The sequence below is a fragment of the Arthrobacter sp. Soil762 genome, from assembly GCF_001428335.1.
Lineage (GTDB): Bacteria > Actinomycetota > Actinomycetes > Actinomycetales > Micrococcaceae > Arthrobacter.
The window spans coordinates 1-19,762 of sequence record NZ_LMSG01000011.1 but is presented as its reverse complement, the minus strand read 5'-3'; the positions used below and the strand labels follow the sequence as shown (position 1 = coordinate 19,762).

Sequence of the window (19,762 nt, the reverse complement as noted above, 5' to 3'; positions counted from 1 at the left end):
CCTCCTGGCCACCCTCTGACCGGTGTCCTCCGGCGCCGGCCCTCAGGGGCCGGCGCCATCCCTGCCATCTCACAAGCTGAATCCCTGGAGCCCCCATGACCAATCCCGCCCGTCCCCGGACCCGAGCCACGGCTGCCCTGGCAGCCAGCGTCGGCCTCATCGTTGCCCTGACAGGGTGCAGTCCGTCCTCCGTCACCGCCGGAGCATCCCCTGCAGGCAGCACTGGTAGCCTCATGCCTGACGCTCACATTCACGGCCTGAGCGTCAGCAGCAAAACCGGCCAGGTGCTCCTGGCCACCCACGATGGCCTGTTCGACATGACGAAACAGCCCGCCACCAAAATCGCTGCCACTAACGACCTGCTGGGCTTCACCGGCGGCACTGACCACGGCGTCCTGTACACTTCCGGACACCCCGGGGAAGGCTCAGACCTTCCCAACCCGCTCGGGCTCATCAGATCCACCGACGGCGGAAAAACGTGGGAACAGCTCTCCCGGCAAGGCGAATCCGACTTCCACGCGCTCACCGCCACCAAATCCGGAATCGTCGGCTTTGACGGCAGACTGCGTACCAGCCCGGACGGGAAACCTGGAACACCGTGCCCGCGGATTTCGTCCCGGCCGTCCTGGCCGGGAGCCCGACCAGCGACACCGTCCTGGCCACCACCCCGCAACGGATCCGCCGCTCAACCGACGGCGGGAAAGCATGGAACACGGTGGACACCGGACCCGTGCTCCAGTTCGCCGCCTTCGCCAGCCCCGCCGACGCCGTCGGAGTCGAACCCGACGGGACAGTCCACACCTCCGCGGACGCCGGCGCGACCTGGACCCGAAAAGGAAAAATCCAAGGCGCAGTCCAGGCTGTGGCCGCGGTGAAGGGCCCGGAGGCAAACCTCTCGATCTGGGCCGCCACGGACAGCGGGCTCGTCGTCTCCACCGACGGCGGAGTCACGTTCCGACCCGTCGCAGACGGCTCCTGACCACTTCCCTCCTCACTGCATCATCCTGAGCATCAGCCGGCCCTCCGTTGGCCAGGTCGGACTCGCCGAACAGCGGTACCCGGGGCCCGGGACCCGGGACTCTACCTCTCAGCCGGCGCCGCGCAGAGAATAGGAGTACCAACTCCTGGAAGCGGAAGGCGCCGGTCATGATGTGGAGTTACTGGGCAACCTGATTGCTGCACCGCTAAACGGCAAGCGCCGCCAGCATGGCACAACGTTGTTCCTCGACACTACGGCCCTCGAACCATACGAGGACCACTGGGCATACCTTTCCAGCCTGGATCGGCTCTCGGACCGGGAGGTTCGTACGCACATCCGCAGGCTGCCTGCCGTTAAGTTTGGACAAGAGGTTCGCCGGCTTGAACTGCCGCTATCGTCGAAGATCGTTCCGCGCCCCGCTCTGATCGTCCATGCAGCATTCGCATCGCGCCTGACTATTAAGGCAGCAGACCTTGGACCAGCGATGATCTCGGCCGTCAAGCATGCGGCGTCCATGCCGAACCCTGAGTTCTATGAACGCCAACGCCAGAGGCGATCCACCTGGAATATTCCCCGGTACCTGCGCAACTACGACGAAACGCTTGACGGTGACCTCATTTTGCCGCGTGGGTTGTTGCCCTTCTTGCAGCAACTGGTCGAATCGAGTGGCAGCTCGTTGCGCATTGATGATCAACGGGTGGAAGGCACGGCCCACAGCTTCGAGTGCTCGGCCCGCCTGCGCGGGGAACAACAAGATGCGGTCGACGCTGCCATTGCCGCCGAGCACGGAGTCCTGGTGGCCCCGCCCGGTACCGGAAAGACTGTTATGGCGTGTGCTGCGATGGCACTTCGTGGCGTCTCAACGCTCATTCTGGTTGATCGCAAGGCCTTGGCGGAGCAATGGCGCAGCCGCATCCGTGAGTTCTTGGACGAGAAGTGCGGCCAAATCGGAGGTGGTCGTGCCAAGACGACGGGTCGGGTCGACGTCGCGCTTTTGCCTACGCTGGCACGGCGGGAAAATGTTGCCGAGCTGACCGCCGGCTATGGTTTCGTCATCGTGGACGAACGTCACCACGTACCGGCGGCAGCGTTCAGCCACGTCATGAACCAAATCCAGGCCAGGTGCTGGCTGGGGCTGACGGCCACACCGTACCGGCGGGACAAGTTGGACTCGCTGATCTACCACCAGCTCGGCCAAATCTCACACACGATTTCCCCAGCTGTTCCGCAGCAGCTGCCAACGCACGCACGCGAGATTGCCGAACCGACACTGACTTTGGAACTGCACCGGACCTCATACGCGTACGACGGCGCCGCAGACCCCAGTGAACCGGGCGGGATCTCTGCCATCTACAAGGACTTGATCGCCAATGAGGAACGCCTACAGCAAATTTACGACGACGTCATTGAAGCTTACGAACAGAACTCCCGAATCCTTGTACTGACTACGTGGAAAGCCCATCTTGAGTCCCTGAGGTCCCGGTTCGAGGCGGCTGGTCTGAAGCCAGTGGCTTTCACTGGTGCGATGAAAGCCAAGGAACGACAGGCCGCCGTCGACCTTCTTGCGACCACCGATGATGCGCAGCCTCTGCTGGTCTTGGGCACCGGCTCATACATTGGAGAAGGCTTTGACTGCCCCAAACTGGATACCCTGTTCCTTGCAGCGCCTGTGTCGTTCAAAGGCAGATTGGTCCAGTACGTTGGCCGGGTAATTCGGCCGTACCCAGGGAAAACTGTGGCGACAGTTCACGACTACTACGACGAATCAACTCCGGTACTGGCCGCATCCCTGAACAAGCGGGCTCCGGGGTATGTCTCGCTCGGGTTCCCTGATCCGCGCAAGCTCAAGAGCAGATGACATCGTCCCCAGGACCGTAGGCGGCGGTGTCTGCGTTGCCACAACTCCTCGGAACCGTATTCTCGAGAAGTCACCGTCGGGCAGCCGGATACGTCTCCCGCCAGTGAACTACCTGATACCGGTTAGTATCATCGGACATGGACAAAAACCCGCGTGTTTCAGAAGACGGTGACCGAAGTCCGGGTGAGCCTACTGCCAAGGCCCACACATCCAAGTCGGCGCTTCTTGGTCAAGTTGCCGGTTCGGACGTCCAACGTCACCGGCACAGGCAAGAAATCGGGGCGGGCCTGGATTTCGTTATGAGCCACGACGCCGAGCTGCTGAAGCGCCTTGAGGATGCCTGAGTTCTCGCCTCGAATACGACGACATTGTCGCCTTGCCAGACCTTGTTCTCTGCGATGCACTGCATGGCCACAACCGTCATGGGTGTGACGGATCGTCCTTCCCGCACGTCCAACGAGCGGCGGCGGCGGGAATATAGCACTTGAGTTGTAGAACACCTGAGTTGTATTATGGACTCGATTTGGAATGTTGACGTGGGACTAGTTGAGCCGTGGCTGTTAGGTCTTGACCAAGACTCGTATGAGCAGATCGTTGCTGCATTAGAGCTCCTCGCTGAGCGCGGACCTCAACTTGGTCGCGTCCATTGGTCGACACAGTGGTTCGTTCACGGCATAAGAATATGAAGGAGCTGCGGCCGGGATCGAGCGGGCGGTCGGAACTGCGAATCCTGTTTGCCTTTGATCCGGAGCGGCGGGCGATCTTGCTTGTCGCGGGGGACAAGGCGGGCAACTGGAGCAAGTGGTACAAGACGAACATTCCGGTTGCTGATGACCTGTTCGATGATCATCTGAGGATTCTGAAAGGAGGGGCATAGTGGCGAAGTCCATGGAGGAACTACTGGCAAAGCGTCCGGTTGACCGGGCAGCTGTGAATGCCCACAAGAAGCGCATGATCGATGAGGTCCGGGCCTACCGGCTTCGGGAGCTCCGCGAGGCCTCTGAGCTGACGCAGGTCGAGCTGGCTGGGCGCCTGCATGTCAGCCAGAACAGGGTGTCCCGCATCGAGCACGGTGACATTGATCGTGCCCAGGTGGATACTTTGCGGAAATACGTCGAGGCGCTCGGCGGCCGGCTTCGTGTCGAGGTTGAGCTCGGCGACGAGCGAATTCAGATCGCCTGACCAAGCGACTCGGAGCGATCCGCGACACCAGCCGGCTGCCCGGACTTTCTCAGGTTGCTCTCAGCCTGAGGCGCTGTCAACACGTGCTATTGGCTTTAGCGACGCATCATCAGGACCGACCCTGAGCGGAACTGGTCCGCGTTGACCTCGATTGCGCCAGGCCGAGGTGGCCGCCCAAGGTCATGTGAGAGCCCAAAGCATCCAGGCAATTTATGTGGTTGTGAAGCGTACCAATCATCTGAGGGAAGGCCTCGACGTCAGCCACGCGAAAGTAGCGCCGGAAGCCCTGGAGCAGCTCCGCGCATGCTCCGAATCCACCGTCTGCCGGCCATCACCGATCCGCTTCAGTCAGAGAGTAGGCTCCGCATTGTGGCGCCTGCCGCTGAGGTGGCCAACCTTGGAAGGCCTCGACGGCGGGGAGGCAGCTAAGGCGGTACGCCGTTTGACCGCTTTGGCGGCGGCCCGACCTCTGGTCCCGGTTGCCCGGCCTCCAGCCCGAGTTGCTGGACGGGCTGCCGGGGCGCCCTTTCTTGCCATGGTCTACGAAGCATGGTCATGCCTAGGCAAGTCGGTGGTGGAAGCCTCCACGGGGAACCCTGCGTCTTTCCACTCGGGGTAGCCTTCCTCCAACCGTGCGGCTTGGATGCCGTGCTGATGCAACGTCCGGACGGCATTGTCCGCGAAGACGCAGTACGGGCCCCGGCAATAAGCCACAACGATGCGATCGTTGGGTAGTTGATCCAGCCGCGTCTCCAGCTCCTTAAGCGTCACAGACATCGCGCCGGCAATGTGGCCCGCCTGGAACTCGGCCTCTGGCCGGACATCAATGACGATCAGATCACCATCGCCTATCCGCTCACGCAGTTCAGCGCGGGTCATGGTCATCATGGTTGAGCGGTCGCCCAGGTAGGACATGGCAAGTTCATCCAGCTCGGCGAGGTGTTCGCCGGCCACCTCCCGGACGGCAGCCCAGAGCCGGGATACAGCGGGCCCGCTAAGTGAGTAGTAAATCCTGGTCCCCTCGCGCCGGGTTTTCACCAATCCCGCGCGGAGCAGTTGCTGTAGGTGCTGTGACGTGTTTGCGATCGTTTGGTCGATTTCGTGAGAAATCCCATCAACCGGGCGCTCGCCCTGAGCGAGGATGTCCACGATCTCCGCCCGCCTTCCGCTGCTAAGAACCTTGGCAACGGATGCGAATCCGTCAAAGAGTTCCCTTTTTGCCTTATGGCTACCTGGATAGTGACCCATGGGAGTCTGACTGTCCATGTCCTCGGTGCTCTTCCCGGGCTTGTTCATCGGCCTAACCTTCAGATCTGGTCAAGAAACTACTTGACAATGTATCTCCTTCCGGAGGCGTATTCAAGCATTCCCTTGAATATGGTTTGGACTCCCGGTCCTGACCCCACGCTGAGTTGAGGTGAACAACGATGGAGGGCGCACCGAACCATGAGCGACCAAAATGATGGAGTCCTTCTGTCGCCGCCATGGCACGGGCCCGGGTGTAGTCTGTTGCGCAAAACCATCGTCGTCATGAACGAAGGCGGAGGGAGTTATGGAACCAAGGGTGCTTCAACATGATTCCCAGGGTCAGGGCGAGCCGGTCGTGCTCATCCCCGGTGGCCTCACGGGGTGGCTATCATGGATCCCCCACCAGAAGCGGCTGGCTGGCAGGTACCGTGCGATTCGGATCCAGCCGATTCACAACGAGCTCGGATCAGCAGGCCTTCCCGGGGATCCGGGCTACACGGCGGAGACTGAGCGGGAGGCCCTGCGGCTGACGCTCGATGCGCTGGGTCTCGAAAGCTCTCATTTGGTGGGCTGGTCAGGCGGAGGCAAGTCATCGCTCGAGTTTGCAATCGAATACCCTGATCGCGTCCGCTCCCTGACCCTGGTGGAGCCAGCCGCGTATTGGATCCTCGAACAGCTCGGCGACAGGCTCGAAGACGTCGAGCGCGTGAATTCGCTGGTACACGGATTGTTCGGTCGCCCGGTTACTGGGGAGGATCTGGCCATGTTCCTTGAGCTGGCCGGCTTCGTCCAGACCGCCCGGGACGCGCCATCGCACCCCAACTGGGACCGATGGCTAAGCCACCGGATGGCGTTGTCCTGGCAGGGCGAGGCGCTCGACCATCCGGAGCGCACGGTGGGGGAGCTATCGGGCATTACCTGCCCTGTGCTGCTGACCAAGGGGACGAGGACGGCCGACTGGCTCAAGCGGGTGGTCGATGTTCTCGGGGAGCGGCTGCCGAAGGCGTCAGTCGTGGAGCTCGACGGCGATCACGCCCACCACATCGAGAGCATCGACGCGTTCCAGCGGGCGCTGGGGGCGCACCTGACGCGCACCCAAGGCGCCCAGTCGGCGTGAGCGAACGGCCATCTCAACCGTATAGGGGTGCTGCTGATGGCACCTCCACCAGCACCCCAACGACGACGGACAGGGCACCAGCACTGGAGGCTGCAACTGTAGCCACGCCGCGATGGTCTATGAGCTGCACCGGACGTCTTCGCGTACGATGGTGCCGCGGACCCCAGCGAGCCGGGCGGGAGAGCTCTGGACGTCCGTGATTTACTTTTTCACGAGTCGCGCAGGGCCTGGACAACATGACCTGATTCGCCCGGTGCACGACAGAGCGCCCGGCTGGATTGAGGGAGTCCGTCCGTCGTCTGAGTGTCAGTGGCGTGTAATCCCGGGGCCTCGCATTCCGCTGTAGGCTGCCACGACCCCCACCAGGAAAATGAGGACGGCGAGGTAGATCAGGCCGAGGTGACCAAGCGTGGCCAGACCCCACGGGTAATGTGCGGGCAGGGCCACTGCCAGGCCGACGACCGGGACGATAACCGCGGTGGCAAAGGCCCACCGTTCTCCTCGGCGCACTCCGAACCAGGACAGCCCTGCGACAGCCAGGCCGGTCGCAGCGATGAAGCCGCTGACTGCGATGTGCAGATGGCTGATGTAGTGGTACAGCTGCGGGCTGAACGCCTCGATCTCCGCCTTCCCCTTGTCCACTTGATCGGGTCCGATGCCCAGCTCAAGGAAGGCGTCCGTGAAGTTCATTATCAAAAAGATCACGGCGTACCCCACGAAAGCCAGCCCGGCCAGCGTCATGAGGCCCGCGCCTGTCCGGAGGCGGGACTGTTGCTGGTGTGGAGTTTGGATGGTGGACACGGCCACCACCCCCTTTCTTATTCAAGTAGGTACTTGAATAAGATACCCGTAACGGCAGGCTTGTCAAGAGATATCTTGAATAGGATGGGCGAATGGGCGCCCAGCGGGACAAGGATGCGCTCTACGACGTCCTCGTAGAAGCTGCCAAGGCAGGCTATTGGCCTATTGGCCGCGGAGCGCCAAGCGCTGAAGCATTGCTTGGCTGAACAGAGCCTCCGGGCGTTGTCGGTGGTACCGCTATCCTGCAGTCGTGAGCGGAGACGAACAGCCGCAGGGCGCCTCCGACGAGAGCGGAGAGAACAACGATGACGCGGAAGAACGCATCAGTCTTACACCTGAACAGAAGGAGGCCCTGCGCAGGACGATAGAGGGCGTCCAGCAGCCGCGGGCCCGCAATATCGATTTCCCTATGTCACGCTCCCGGAATCAACTCTCAAGAACATCCTTGCCGTCTCGCGCATCGCCGAGACTCAACAAGCCATGGTCGCCAGAGTGATCAAGCCCTTGGCTGACATGCAACTGTCCTGGCAGAAGCCGTTCACCAGTATCAGCAGCGACATCTTCAAGATCTATTCACTCGCTCGCTTGGGGCTCGTTCGGTCGGCCAGCACATGGCCGTCGAACTTGACGCTGACCCGCTGCGAGCTGGCCCGGACGTCGACGCGGTGGAACGGGTCGCGTGGGTGGCCTTCGATGGTCTGTTCGTCCTCCCTCCACCTTTCGAAGGCGCCGAAGTCCAGCAGCTGGTACTCCGAAAGGTCGTCTTCTGCCTGCGCGTAGTCGATTTGAGCGCACGACGCGTGGCGTCGGGGATGTCGCGGCCGGCTATGCGGAGCAGGAGAGCACTGGGGCCGATGAGCCAGTCCGAAGAATGAAAGCGGTTGGTAGACGGATCCGGCTGGGAGGCGTTCCAGATGCAAGGCTGCTGGTCCAAGGCTTTGCGCAGAACGACTTCGAAAACGTGCAGGGCTTCATGGACGGCGCCGGACAGATCGATGTTCCACCCGAAGAGCCGGAGCGCCGAATGCCCCGGACGCTCCGCAGGGTTCTGGACATTCGTCTCAGGGGTAGGGTTTGCCATAGTCGACGAAGGGGTCAACATGAGCTACAAATATCGAACCGTCCGGGTTCGCGGTACCGAGATTGTTGGAACGGTTGCCCGGAAGCACGGAAGCGGGCCCGAAATCTACGAGACGGCCAAGGATCCGAGCACATCAGTGGTACCGGTGTTCTTCGAAGCGACGGGCGAGGTCCGTTTTTTCGACAGGTCGGTGCTGGAGGACGTCGTGGCACCTGCGGGTTAGCCGCTGAAGTACACGTGCGCCAGCCGCGTCGGCCTTACAGTGGAAGTGATCACGGGCGACCGTGGACTCATGGGATGCGCGAACGCCTGTCTTGAACTTGAGAATCCGCTTGTACGGTTGTTGACCGGTAGCGGTTCGATGACTATGTCCTCGGCATGCTCGTTTCGGTCGTGGCACAACGAGGATTTCTTATCAAGACAATGAAACTTTGTGCCCCTACGGGTCCCGGTTTGGGCACGCATCGTTCAAATTCGGCCTGGACGAGCGTTGTCGACGTTATCGTTTGCTCAACACATCCAATCAGGAGGACGCGTGCCGTACGCTGTTGACTTCAAGAACGTTTCTACTGTCGGCCTGGAATCGTCCCCGGTCGTCGAGGCGCTCGCTGGGCTGCGCGCCAACGAGGGGCGCTACTACCGCAACAAGTACGACCACGACTTCACCGTTAGCTGAGGTGTACTACTGATGTGAGACACAGTTTGAAAGGATTGTGCCCATGTCTGCTCGACCAACGTATTCCGATGAGTTCAAGGCTGCTGCCGTTGCGCTGGTGATTTCCTCGGGTCATTCGCCGGCGTCGGTGGCGCCGGAGCTGGGGATTTCCGTGACCGCCCTGAAGCGATGGGTGCGGCTGCATAGTGAAGGCCAATCGTAGGGCGGGAGAAAGCCGGATGATCCGGTGGATCCGGCGAAATACGAGGCATTGGAAACCCGGCTGCGTGAAGTCGAGAGGGAAAATGACTTCCTAAAAAAGTTTCAGCTGTTTCGCCAGGGAACAACGGTAGAGGACCTCTACCGCCTTGTTCAGGCGAAGAACGCGCAGTTCCCCGTCCAGTGGATGTGTCGGCGGCTGGGTGCTTCCAGGGCCTCGTATTACCGGTGGCTGGCCGCGGAAGAGTCCCCAACAGCGGCCCGGCACCGGGAGCTGACAGAACACGTAAAGGACATGTTCCATTCCTCGGACGGGATTTTTCGGGCACTGTATGGTCCATACGAAACTTGCCGCTGCGGGCATCGAGGTGTCGGTGGGAACTGTAGCGGTCATCATGGCGGAGAATGGCTGGGCCGCCAAGCGGATGCGGGCGTTCAAGCGCACGACGATTCCCTCGGATCCGGACAAGGTCTTCGCGGACCTCATCGGGCGGGATTTCACCTCCGACGCCCCGGGATCCCGTCTGCTCGGGGACATCACTTACCTGCGCACCGGCGAGGGGTGGCTCTACTTGGCCACCGTCATCGATCTGTGCACGTGCATGGTCGTCGGCTGGGCGATGGCTGACCACATGCGCGCCTCCCTGACTACCGGCGCGCTGCAGATGGCCAGGGACCGCGGTCATCTGCAGCCTGGAGCCATTTTCCGCAGCTTTCCTGCCTCGTAGACATCGCCACTCCGTGGAGACGTCTACGACTTCTTAGCTGCTGCATTTCGTTAGGGGACAATGGACCCTGGTCCACCTTATCTGCTGGCGCGGCCACGTTGGACTGGCCGGGACTGTCCCATAGAACCGAGGCATTGGGACGCAGCTCGGCCTCTGCCGCTGGGCAACTTTGGGTGCCACCCAGTATCTGCCGGGATCTTTGTGCCCTCGGAGCGTCCGGCATGTATGTTGCTTAGCTCCTATGTAGACACCGTTCGTGAGCGGTGCCACGATGGCCTAATACAGGGCTTGGCGCGCCGCGCCGGCGTGAAGCGAGGCTGGAGGAACCAATGTCAGGGTCCGATCTCGATTTTGTTGTGGAGCAGTATCATCGAGCGCTCGATGCTTTCGTGCGGGGAGACTCGGGGCTGCAGAAGAAGATGTTTTCGGCGCGGGAGGATGTCACGCTAGCAAATCCGCTCGGCCCGCCGGTTCGGGGCCGGAGTGAAGTTGAGCAGGTGATGGATCGGGCGGTTTCTCAACTGAGGGAAGGCGAGCCCACGACCTTCGAACGAATCTCGGGGTACATCGGGACGGAACTCGCATACATTGTCGAAATTGAACGGGCTCAGGCCAAGGTTGGCGGAGCCGATGAACTTTCTCGGATCTCTCTTCGGGTGACGACGATTTTCCGATTGGAAGACGGTCACTGGAAGGTTGTTCATCGTCACGCAGATCCGATCACGTCCCCGCGGCCGATCGAGTCCGTCGTCGAGGGTTAGGTTCGGGCGCCGCAGGACGTCGCTTCCTTCGGCCTGCTGTGAACGAAGTGCAAGGCCCTCCTAACTGCACGGCTCGTCCCTCCGGCACGCCAAACAGATGGGTGCCCGCTGATACACCGTTATTTTCACAATCCTCCGCCGAGGAATGGTGGGTGGGCCTCAGGGAGGGGTCTCACGCCGGCTTCGTTTTGGCGCAGGTACAGGCTCTCCCAGAAGAACGTTAGGACATTGGGCTCGACGAGTCAGGGTGTGGGCTGTGTCTCTACCGGGCACCACTCGAGCGTCGACAGCTTGTTCACTTCAAATCAGGGATTGGTTATTGCTCGACACACTGGCTCAGCCTCGTCGATCCCTAGACCACGCCCAGAGGTTGCCCTATGGTTGGGGCAACGGTCGTTGGCCGGGTGGAGCTCCACTGCGGAGGTGCATCATGGGTATCATTTCTTCCGGTTTCCGTGGACGACGGTCCGAGAATCCTGCATTGCCTCCTGGCCAGCATGAAACGCAGGACTTTCCCGTCCTGACCGCGGGACCCGCTCCGCTCATTCCCGTCGACGAATGGGAGTTCTTCATCACTGCGGAGAATGGCCAGCGGCTCTCGTGGTCCTGGAATGAGTTCATGGCCTTGCCGCAGGAGGAAATCACCAAAGACATTCACTGCGTGACCAGCTGGTCAAAACTGGGAACAGTGTGGCGTGGAGTTTCGTTGGACACGCTCTTCGAAAACGTGGAGACCACCAGCGACTTCGCCACCGCCCATTCCTTCGGCGGCTACACAACCAATGTTCCGCTGTGGGACCTTCTGGGCGGCAAGGCATGGGTGGTCTGGGAGTTCGATCACGTACCTCTTGAACGGGCGCATGGCGGTCCGGCACGGCTATTGGTGCCGCATTTGTATTTCTGGAAAAGCGCCAAATGGATTCATGGTTTGGAGCTGACAGGGGAAGACGTTCCCGGTTTCTGGGAATCGAATGGATATCATCTTCACGGCAATCCGTGGCGCGAGGAGCGGTACTCGTGAGGCCCCTGCCGTGAGTTCTGTATGGCACGTCGCTGAAGTGGTGGGCGAGGTACGGGAAAACGCCACAGCCCGGACCATTAGGCTTCGCGTGGATGGTTTGATGGGACATCTGGCCGGCCAACACATTGACATCCGCCTCACCGCAGACGACGGGTATACAGCCATCCGGTCTTACTCGGTGGCATCCACAAGTGAGGATGAGCATCTGGAAATCACCGTTGACGAACTTCCCGACGGCGAAGTGTCGCCTTACCTTGTCCGGGACCTGACAGTCGGGGACCGGCTGGAAATCCGGGGACCAGTGGGCGGCTGGTTTGTCTGGCGGCCGAGCAATGCGAACCGGGTTCAGTTGATCGGGGGAGGGTCAGGTGTAGTGCCGCTGATGTCGATGATCCGCGCCCATCAGGCTTCCAATAACTCGGCCCCTTTCAGATTGCTCTATTCCCTCAAGTCTCCGGATGCTTCGCTTTACCGCGGCGAGCTGCACCGATTGGACCAGGAATCAGCCAAGCTGATGGTCGACTACGTCTATACGCGTTCGACTCCGGAGGGCTGGCCGGCCACGCCAGCGCGCCTTACCTCGGAGAGCCTTTTGGGCAAGATCTTCCCAATGGAGGAGAACCTGGATGTTTTTGTTTGCGGCCAAACAGTCTTCGTGGAGACCGTTGCGGACTGGCTTGTAATGGCCGGCTATTCGCCGGAGTCGATAAAGACCGAACGGTTTGGCGGGACAGGAGGTATCCGGTGAACAGCGCCGACGACTTCGCTGTCCCCGACTCCGAAGACCAGGACATTGCAGCAGGACCCCATGACCCGATTCCGTATGTGGACGGGAACGCCGCTGCCGGCGCCCTGTCGGAAGTGTTCCGCATCGACATCATCGCGGCGCTGGGACGCTGCAGGCATTGCGGCTCAGTCAGGGCTTTTGGCGAGGCCATGGTCTTCACGGACGCGCCCGGTATTGTGGTCCGGTGCCGCGACTGCCAGGGCCTGCTGCTGCGATTGGTCGAAACACCAACCCAATATTGGCTGGATTTGAGCGGCCTCAGCTACTTGGAGATCGACCGCGAAGAGTAGGCCCCAAGTGGCTCTGGCGTCGACACCGCCTCAGTGAGGACTCATCCTCCACCGCTTCGGATGGCCGATATTGCAGATTCTGTCGATCTCTCAGAGAGGAAAGGATAGGCCGCTTACGAAGCCATCTTGCCTAGCCAACCACCTGAACAAGGCCGTGGCAGAAGCAGGCGGCAGCATCGGGCCATGACCGAGAAAGAGAACCCCGTCGAGCACGCTCTACACGCGGGAGAAGGTCACCGTCAGGGGTCCATCTTGATCTCGTGACTGACTCTGGGGTCCGCTGGTTCTACTCTGGGTAAGAGTTCTGGGTCGACATCCAGGATGACGACGGTGCGGCTCGAGTCCTCAGCCTTGGCCGGTTTCTGCCTTGCGGGCGGCTCGCCTACGGCGTGATGACCGTGAACACGGCGTCGGTCCGGTTGGACACGATTGCGTCGTTGGCCCGTACGGACAGCGACGCGAACGACGAACCGATGGAGGCCAGGCCGGCGTAGTCGCCCACGAAGAACCCGCGGGCCACGGGTGCCGTCATCATGTCGAACGGGCCATACACGTGCGTCTCATCCTCGAATGCAGGAGCGCCCACTGGGGAGGATGTGAACCAGTAGTCCGTGGGAAGCGTGCTCGTGTTCCCGACGGTGAGATTCCGGAAGTCGTAGTACGTGACGCCGACCTTCCCGCCGGCGACGCGGACGCTCGGGGTGAAGGCCGGGACGCCATTCGGCGTGTTGGCCCGCGCCGGCGCGCTCCAGGTCATGCCGCCGTCAGTCGACGTCGAGATTGCGACCTCATCATAGTGCCCGCCGTTGAACCGTGAATCCTGCCACACGACGTACAGTTGCCCGGTGGCTGGGTCGACAGCTGGCTCTGGGATGATGTCCCCGGTCCGGACGGGCGCCCCCGTGTTGGGGTCGGTGACGCCCACGGTGTTGAGCTTCGCGATGATCTGCGGGGCCGTCCAGTTGGTGCCCCCGTCCGTGGACTTGGTGAACGCGACGTTGAGCCCGTGCAGTTTGTCGATACCGTTCTTGCCCGTGCCCAGGATGAGGTCGAAGAAGTTGTAGAGCGTGCCGTCAGGCCCGACGACGATCTGGTTGCCGATGGTCTGCTGCCTGTTGCCAGTGGGCACGATGACCGTCGGCGAGCTCCACGTGGCGCCCCGGTCGGTCGTTTTCGAGAAGAGCGTTGGTCCCGTGAAAGCGGCCGCATGGGCCGTCGCCCTCGGGTTGTCGGTCGGTGAGACGAGCCGGTCCCATACCGCGTAGGCCGTGCCCGGGAATATTGGGTCAGCAGTGATGGACTCCTTGTCGTTGAAGAACTGCGGAGACCCAAGGTCTTCGATCAGGGTCTTTGGCGCAGTCCATGTTGCTCCGCCGTCGTGGGAGGTCGAGGCGAGAACGGCATTGTCGACGCCGACGCCTTGGAACGAGAGGGATACCGAATATGCCGTGCCGTCCGGTCCTATCGAGACCCACGGGTCCGAGGCACGGTCGTAGCGGGAAGGTCCGCCCGCCGCGCAGGCCGAGAACGGCTGGGCTACCTCGTTCCAGGTCGAACCCCCGTTCGTCGAGTAGCCGGCCACGAGGCCGCGCGCGCCGCCGTCGGACCAGCGGTCCTGCTGCCACACGCCGATGATGTTGTTGGAGTTGGCCGGATTGGCGGCCACCCACGGCTCGACCTCGGCGTTCGGGTAGTTCACGGCGCCGGGAGCGGAGCCCAACGTGCAGCCCGAGAACGGGCTGGCCCCGCTCGCAACGACCAGGGGGCTGAGCGTCGCGGCGGAGGCTCCAGACATGTTGAGCATGAGCGCGGCCGGCAGCATGGTGAGCAGCGCGGCTCGGCGCAGGTGTTTGGCGATCATTGGTTTCTCCTACAAGGGTGGGGGGTGCTGGGTGCGGGTGCGACAACAATCAACGGTCCGCTACGGGCCTGTGCGTTCCGGGGAAGTCCAGCTCACGAGGTCACCAAGCGGCTCCGCCTCGAACGCGGAGGGCCGGCCTCGGCGAACCTGCGGCTCGCGCTGAACGGCTCAAAGCCCCTCGCGGCTCGGGCACGCGTCGAACACGGTGATGCCCGCGCCAAAGGCCTGGCGGCCTCGAACTGGGCCGCCAGGGCCATGAGCCGGGCATCGCCGCCCGGACGGCCGGGGAACGCGACCGCGAGCGCCAGGCTGGCGGGGACGCTCATGGCGGGGCCGCCCGCGATGTGGCGTACTCGGCATCGAAGATGAGGAAGCGGCCCGCCGCCTTCTCGCCCCGCATGGGAGCTTCTTCGGTGCCGGCGAGTGTCCCCGCGGCCCATTGGGACCCCTCCGTGAACGGTGTGCCCCTCGATCTCGAGCGCGAGGTCCTTGACGAGGAACGGGACCCCCGCGACCGGCGCGCTGGCCGCGGGAGGGCGGCGTCGTTCGCGGGTGCATCGGCGGGCGGCCCGCCATGCACAGCCTCCCCCACCAGAGCGTTGAGCTCGGGGTAGCGGCGGCGAATCCGCTCGCGGGCCTCAGCCTTGAGTTCCGCCGGGCTCGTCTTCTGCGCTCGGACCAGATCGGCTTGCGCGAGGCCGTCGAGCCAGCGGAGATGCTCGTCCATGCGCTCAGAGAAACACAAGCTGGGCGCCCGCGCAAGGGCCCGACAAGACTCACGTAAAGTGCCCGCGAAATGGGGGCAAGCCTCAATAAATGCCCGCGAAATACCGGCCGCTGTCCGGGTGCTGCGATGAGTTTGGCAAATGCTTCTACCGAGACCTCGACGGCGAGCGCGAATGGGCTCACGTACAGCGAAGTGGTTCTGGACGGAGGGTTTGCGGTGGGGAGGGCCCCGTGTGGTGGGCCGGCGCACCAGCGCTTCCGGCCAGCACCATCACCCATTTAACCGGCTCTTCAAGGTTCCCGGGGAAATAGGTTCGTGTTGTAGCAAGCAGAGGACTCGTGGTCCTGCTGGGATGAGTGTTACTACGCATTCAACCTGAACAGGAACCACGAGCCTTGTCAGAGCCTACTGGGGCGGCCGAAGATGCTGCCAGCTTGATCTTCAACCTGCCTGATTACCGTGTCACCGGCACTGTGCTGCTCCCGGACGGGGCACGCCACGTCACGGTTGAGACCACGTTCCCACCGGGGTGCCCGAGTTGCGGCGTGATCGCGTCCCGGGTCAAGGAGCGCCGGTGTCAGCGGCTGCGTGACATCCCGGTCGCTGGCCGCGTGGTGCTCCTCTGGAACAAGCGGCGATGGTTCTGTGACGAGTACCTGTGCGAGCGGAAATCGTTCTGCGAAGCGACGCCGCAGGTCCCGCGCCGGGCCCGGTCAACACGGCGGCTGCGGCCGACGGTGCTGGACGCGGTCATCACCTCCGGACGGGCCGTGTCCGAGACGGCCCTGGCGTTCGGGATCTCGTGGTGGCTGGTCCATCAGGTCATCGGTGACGCCGCCCTGCGCCTGCCGGTGCCGTAATCTCTCTGAGGTGGACAGACGTGAAGATGATCTTCCCCTTGCCCCAGGCGGCGTGCGGGAACTCGCCATTAGCAGCCCCGTCTCTTAGCCATGATTCTGAACACTTGAGGACGGTGGCAGCCTCTGCCGGTTCGAAGAATTCAAGTTTCATGCCCCCGTCCGGTCTTTTCGTCGTGATGCGGCAAGGACGGGGCAACAGCATCGGTGGCAACTGCATGGGTCTGTCCGATCTCCTCAACCACCGTTGCGCGGGGCGAACATGATGACGGCCACCCCGAACAGGCAAATTAACCCAGCGCGAGTACTCCGAGCCCGGCCCACCACCAGTCCTTGCCCTCCCGAACCGATTGCCAGACGAGCCAGGCACCGCCGATTTCGGCGACGACGGCAAGGACGAAGACAAGGATGGGCTTGGCAACGGTCATGGATCCATCGTGCCCGATGCACAGCGCTGTCGACGCCGCCCCGGCATGGGGGTTTTCCGGAATAGTGCCAGGGTGCGTCGATGCGACTTCTCACCGGACTTCAATGGCACTCATCATGCCGACGTCCTCGTGATCCAGGATGTGGCAGTGGTATACGGAGCGTCCGCGGAAATCCCTAAAATCCACTCTGACCTTCACGCGCCCGTTTGCGCGTACGTTGACCACGTCCTGCCAGATGGCGGTTTTCGTGGCTTGGCCGTTTTCCTCGATGATTTGCATTGGCCAGACATGCAGGTGGAACGGGTGGTCCATGGGACTGGTGTTGGTCAGCGTCCATTCCTCCACATTCCCGGCCGCTACCGTGGTGTCAGTTCTGGCCTCGTTGAATTCCTTGCCGTTGATGGTGAAACGCATCATGCCGGCGCCACCACCCATGCCCATGCCGACGGCCAGGACAATCTGCCGGCGTGCCGCGACGGCGGCGGACCGCAGGTCTCCCAGCGCCTGTTGGGCGGGCACGGACGCCGGGGATGCGACTGGTTCGCCGGAGACGCGGAGAGTGGCCAGTGCGGCGCCGTCCGGCTGGTCTGCAGGGCTCCGTGCCCCGAATCCCGGTCCCATCATTCCCGGCATGCTTCCCCGGTTCTGGTAGAACGCCCGCAGGACCGCATCGCCGGTTGATGCGGTCACGAGCAACTCTGCCCGGTTGCCGGGCGTCAGCAGCAGTTCTTCCACTGTCTCCGGTGCGGGGAAGCGTCCGGAGTCCATGCCGAGGAGCTGCATCTGCTGGCCGTCGAGCCGCAACCGGAGATAGCGGGCCACGCACGTGTTGACGATGCGCCACCTTTCCCGCTGCCCTGGGCGGGCAGTGAATTGCGGGTTGCTTTGACCGTTGACAAGGATTAGTTCACCCTCACGACCCATCATCCGTTCCATCACCGGGACTGCCGGGATATTGCCCAGGGTGTCCAGGGTGGTGTCCGAAATGACCAGCACCCGCTCCACGCTCGCCTCGATGGGCTCCGGGTCCTCGACGATGATCGCTCCGAAGAGGCCGGCGAAGACCTGATCGGCGACCATGCCGTGGTGGTGGGGGTGGTACCAGTACACGCCCGGAGGATGATCTCGTGGAAGTTTGTATTCGTAGTCGAAGGTACCACCAGGTTCCACCGCAATGAAGACGTTGTCCCCGTTACCCTCGGGGGACACGTGCAGCCCGTGCACGTGCAGGTTCGTGGCCTGGGCCAGGTTGTTGACGAGCATGATCTTCAGGACGTCGCCGGCGCGGATACGAAGGGTCGGGCCGGGGCTGCTCCCGTTATAGCAAAGGGCCGCAGCCGGACGGCCTGCCAACCGTATCTGTCCGGGTGCGGCTTCGAGCCGTACCTGTAGCTGGCCATTCGTGCTCCGTTCCTCCGGGGGCTGGGTCAGCTCGCTTCCGGTGACGAAAGGCTCCCTCGACGTAAGGGTCCAGATCAGCCCGGCACTGCCAGCCGCTGTCGCAGCAATGCCGAGGCCGCCTAGCAGCAGCGCCTGGCGCCGGCTGACGGGTTGCACTAGGGGCCCTCACCGAGCACTTTGAGGTGTTCGCGGTACTGGTCCGCGGTGAGTTCTCCTCTCGCAAAGCGCTCGTCGAGGATCTGGCGGGCCCTGCTACCTCCGATAGGCGGCGGGCCGCCATACCCTCCAGTGCCCGGCTGCCCGTATCCGCTGCGGAAGCCGCCGCGAGCGACCCTGACCGCAAGCAGCACCAGCAGCGCGATCCCGATGAGCAGCAGAGGAACCCAGAGCCACATCCATCCCATGCCTTGTCCGTATCCCCACATCATGACCGGTGCCTTTCGCTTCAGGGAGTTACTCCTAGTCTTAACGCAGGCTCGGCTGACAGGTAGAGTCCTAGGTCCCGTCCCCGCCCGGGCCGGGCTAGACGCAAACCGAACCGGCCGGGGAAGGCCGGCTGATGTTCAGTCTGATGCAGCCAGGGGGGAGGCGCATGCCGTCGCACACCGGCGGCATGCCTCGGCGCAGATCCTGCAGTGCTCATGCATCCCGGCGTGCCTCTCGCATTCTTTGGCGCACGCGGCGCAGGCGGTGCGGCAGGCTTCCAGGATTGCCCGGCCCGTGTCCGCGTCGGACGCTGTTTGGTGGGTCAGGATGATGCATGGAGGGGTCACGTAAAGCGCGGTCAGGAGCCGCCGGCAGTACGAAACGTCGTTCCACCATCGGTGGAGATGACGAGCCCGTCGGCCGTGGCGGCCCAGATCGAGAGGTTTGCCTCCGGGCCCTTCACCGCGGCCACAGCCTGAACTGCGCCTTGGATTCGCCCTTTGCGGGTCCAGGTCGCGCCGGCGTCCGCGGAGTAGTGGACGGTCCCGTCGGGTTCGACTCCGACAGCTTCGGCTGGGCTCGCGAAGGCGGCGAACTGAATCACCGGTCCAGTGTCCACCATGTTCCAGGTTTGACCGCCATCGGTGGAGCGGCGGATCCCTTGCGGGGTAGTGGCCAGGACGGTGTCACTGGTCGGACTTCCAGCGAGGGCTGCGGGGACGAAATCCGCGGCCACCGTGTTCCAGACTTTTCCGTCCGGGCTGGTGCGTAGTGCGCCGTCGAAGCCGACGATGCCGGATTTCGTCGCGGTGAGCGCGTGGAAATCGGATTGACCCTGACGGGAGAGCTTTTCCCAGGTTTTACCGGCATCTGTGGATCTGATCAGCCCGAGCGGGTTGGCTAGGTCGGAGCCTTCTCCGGGGTGACCGGAGGCGTAGAGGACTCCATGGTCGGTGCCGCCGGTGAAACCCATCAGGTCGTTGGTGGCGCCAATTTTGGTGACAGGCTGCTTTGTCATGTCGAACAGGCCATCGTGGGTGGCCAGGAGCACCTGGCCGGTTTTGCTGCTGACGCTCAGCCCGTGAACGTGGGCGTCAGGCATGAGGCTACCAGTGCTGCCTGCAGGGGATGCTCCGGCGGTGACGGAGGACGGACTGCACCCTGTCAGGGCAAGAATGAGGCCGGCGCCAGCTGCCAGGACAGCTGTGGTGCGGACCCGGGGACGGGAGGGAATGGGCATGGGGGCTCCAGGGATTCAGCTTGTGAGATGGCAGGGATGGCGCCGGCCCCTGAGGGCCGGCGCCGGAGGACACCGGTCAGAGGGTGGCCAGGAGG

At 62.8% G+C, this 19,762-nt stretch carries 20 protein-coding genes and 3 pseudogenes; 14 read left to right on the top strand and 9 right to left on the bottom strand.

Translation table 11 applies throughout. The features are described from left to right. Window positions 1-598: 598 nt before the first annotated feature. The 4 genes from ASG77_RS22905 to ASG77_RS08080 all read left to right on the top strand — a co-directional run bounded on the left by ASG77_RS22905 (window position 599) and on the right by ASG77_RS08080 (window position 4,019). A complete protein-coding gene (locus tag ASG77_RS22905; protein ID WP_327019614.1) occupies window positions 599-979 on the top strand; it encodes a WD40/YVTN/BNR-like repeat-containing protein in 381 nt (126 codons plus the stop codon). 172 nt (window positions 980-1,151) lie between these two features. Continuing rightward, complete coding sequence (locus ASG77_RS08090) at window positions 1,152-2,837, top strand: DEAD/DEAH box helicase (RefSeq protein WP_235564406.1); 1,686 nt, start codon at window positions 1,152-1,154, stop codon at window positions 2,835-2,837. A gap of 682 nt (window positions 2,838-3,519) precedes the next feature. Then, window positions 3,520-3,714 carry a type II toxin-antitoxin system RelE/ParE family toxin gene (locus ASG77_RS22500; RefSeq protein WP_235564405.1) on the top strand — a complete coding sequence of 65 codons (195 nt, stop codon included), beginning with the start codon at window positions 3,520-3,522 and terminating at the stop codon, window positions 3,712-3,714. Next, window positions 3,714-4,019, top strand: a complete 306-nt coding sequence (locus ASG77_RS08080; RefSeq protein WP_200950709.1) for a helix-turn-helix domain-containing protein — start codon at window positions 3,714-3,716, stop codon at window positions 4,017-4,019. The genes ASG77_RS22500 and ASG77_RS08080 overlap by 1 nt, the downstream gene beginning before the upstream one ends. A 540-nt stretch (window positions 4,020-4,559) precedes the next feature. Here the strand turns inward: ASG77_RS08080 and ASG77_RS08075 are convergent. Beyond that, on the bottom strand, window positions 4,560-5,315 hold the full coding sequence (locus ASG77_RS08075) for an ArsR/SmtB family transcription factor (RefSeq protein WP_200950707.1): 756 nt from the start codon (window positions 5,313-5,315) through the stop codon (window positions 4,560-4,562). A gap of 268 nt (window positions 5,316-5,583) precedes the next feature. Here ASG77_RS08075 and ASG77_RS08070 point away from each other — a divergent pair, with 268 nt between their 5' ends. After that, on the top strand, window positions 5,584-6,384 hold the full coding sequence (locus tag ASG77_RS08070; protein WP_056343641.1) for an alpha/beta fold hydrolase: 801 nt from the start codon (window positions 5,584-5,586) through the stop codon (window positions 6,382-6,384). A gap of 306 nt (window positions 6,385-6,690) precedes the next feature. Here ASG77_RS08070 and ASG77_RS08065 read toward each other — a convergent pair whose 3' ends face one another. Continuing rightward, the gene (locus ASG77_RS08065; protein WP_235564402.1) at window positions 6,691-7,185 is read right to left on the bottom strand and encodes a hypothetical protein; all 495 of its coding nucleotides are present in this window, start codon (window positions 7,183-7,185) and stop codon (window positions 6,691-6,693) included. A gap of 1,100 nt (window positions 7,186-8,285) precedes the next feature. On the opposite strand from ASG77_RS08065, the gene ASG77_RS08055 reads away from it, so the two are divergent. The 8 genes and pseudogenes from ASG77_RS08055 (at window position 8,286) to ASG77_RS08030 (ending at window position 12,727) form a co-directional block, all read left to right on the top strand. Continuing rightward, window positions 8,286-8,489, top strand: coding sequence for a hypothetical protein (locus ASG77_RS08055; RefSeq protein ID WP_056343633.1), 204 nt, complete (start codon window positions 8,286-8,288; stop codon window positions 8,487-8,489). A 312-nt stretch (window positions 8,490-8,801) separates the two neighbouring features. Beyond that, window positions 8,802-8,936: pseudogene (locus tag ASG77_RS21210) on the top strand (phage tail protein); the annotation flags it as partial. 49 nt (window positions 8,937-8,985) lie between these two features. Next, window positions 8,986-9,144 (top strand): transposase, encoded by a 159-nt coding sequence (locus tag ASG77_RS21205; protein WP_082575905.1) that lies wholly within the window; start codon window positions 8,986-8,988, stop codon window positions 9,142-9,144. Window positions 9,145-9,472: 328 nt separating this feature from the next. Beyond that, window positions 9,473-9,868, top strand: coding sequence for a DDE-type integrase/transposase/recombinase (locus ASG77_RS08050; protein ID WP_156380228.1), 396 nt, complete (start codon window positions 9,473-9,475; stop codon window positions 9,866-9,868). A gap of 329 nt (window positions 9,869-10,197) precedes the next feature. After that, window positions 10,198-10,629 carry a YybH family protein gene (locus ASG77_RS08045; RefSeq protein ID WP_056343629.1) on the top strand — a complete coding sequence of 144 codons (432 nt, stop codon included), beginning with the start codon at window positions 10,198-10,200 and terminating at the stop codon, window positions 10,627-10,629. A 430-nt stretch (window positions 10,630-11,059) separates the two neighbouring features. Next, on the top strand, window positions 11,060-11,650 hold the full coding sequence (locus ASG77_RS08040) for a molybdopterin-dependent oxidoreductase (RefSeq protein ID WP_056343626.1): 591 nt from the start codon (window positions 11,060-11,062) through the stop codon (window positions 11,648-11,650). A 10-nt stretch (window positions 11,651-11,660) separates the two neighbouring features. Next, window positions 11,661-12,398 carry a ferredoxin reductase gene (locus ASG77_RS08035; protein WP_235564400.1) on the top strand — a complete coding sequence of 246 codons (738 nt, stop codon included), beginning with the start codon at window positions 11,661-11,663 and terminating at the stop codon, window positions 12,396-12,398. Beyond that, window positions 12,395-12,727, top strand: coding sequence for a DUF6510 family protein (locus tag ASG77_RS08030; protein ID WP_235564398.1), 333 nt, complete (start codon window positions 12,395-12,397; stop codon window positions 12,725-12,727). The genes ASG77_RS08035 and ASG77_RS08030 overlap by 4 nt, the downstream gene beginning before the upstream one ends. 382 nt (window positions 12,728-13,109) lie before the next feature. On the opposite strand, the gene ASG77_RS08025 is transcribed toward ASG77_RS08030, so the two are convergent. Continuing rightward, window positions 13,110-14,588 carry a sialidase family protein gene (locus ASG77_RS08025; protein ID WP_200950704.1) on the bottom strand — a complete coding sequence of 493 codons (1,479 nt, stop codon included), beginning with the start codon at window positions 14,586-14,588 and terminating at the stop codon, window positions 13,110-13,112. Window positions 14,589-14,910: 322 nt separating this feature from the next. After that, a complete protein-coding gene (locus tag ASG77_RS08020; RefSeq protein WP_056343621.1) occupies window positions 14,911-15,315 on the bottom strand; it encodes a hypothetical protein in 405 nt (134 codons plus the stop codon). 395 nt (window positions 15,316-15,710) lie between these two features. Between ASG77_RS08020 and ASG77_RS08015 the strand changes: the two genes are divergently transcribed. Then, window positions 15,711-16,175, top strand: a complete 465-nt coding sequence (locus ASG77_RS08015) for a transposase family protein (protein ID WP_056343618.1) — start codon at window positions 15,711-15,713, stop codon at window positions 16,173-16,175. A 290-nt stretch (window positions 16,176-16,465) separates the two neighbouring features. Here ASG77_RS08015 and ASG77_RS21200 read toward each other — a convergent pair. The 5 genes and pseudogenes from ASG77_RS21200 to ASG77_RS08000 all read right to left on the bottom strand — a co-directional run. After that, window positions 16,466-16,600: pseudogene (locus ASG77_RS21200) on the bottom strand (YnfA family protein); the annotation flags it as partial. A 90-nt stretch (window positions 16,601-16,690) separates the two neighbouring features. Continuing rightward, window positions 16,691-18,157 (bottom strand): multicopper oxidase family protein, encoded by a 1,467-nt coding sequence (locus ASG77_RS08010; RefSeq protein WP_056343615.1) that lies wholly within the window; start codon window positions 18,155-18,157, stop codon window positions 16,691-16,693. Continuing rightward, window positions 18,157-18,429 (bottom strand): SHOCT domain-containing protein, encoded by a 273-nt coding sequence (locus ASG77_RS08005; protein WP_056343611.1) that lies wholly within the window; start codon window positions 18,427-18,429, stop codon window positions 18,157-18,159. The genes ASG77_RS08010 and ASG77_RS08005 overlap by 1 nt, the downstream gene beginning before the upstream one ends. A 135-nt stretch (window positions 18,430-18,564) precedes the next feature. After that, window positions 18,565-18,756, bottom strand: a pseudogene (locus tag ASG77_RS22495) (four-helix bundle copper-binding protein); the annotation flags it as partial. Window positions 18,757-18,785: 29 nt separating this feature from the next. Then, on the bottom strand, window positions 18,786-19,667 hold the full coding sequence (locus tag ASG77_RS08000; RefSeq protein WP_056343607.1) for a F510_1955 family glycosylhydrolase: 882 nt from the start codon (window positions 19,665-19,667) through the stop codon (window positions 18,786-18,788). Between the last annotated feature and the right edge of the window lie 95 nt (window positions 19,668-19,762).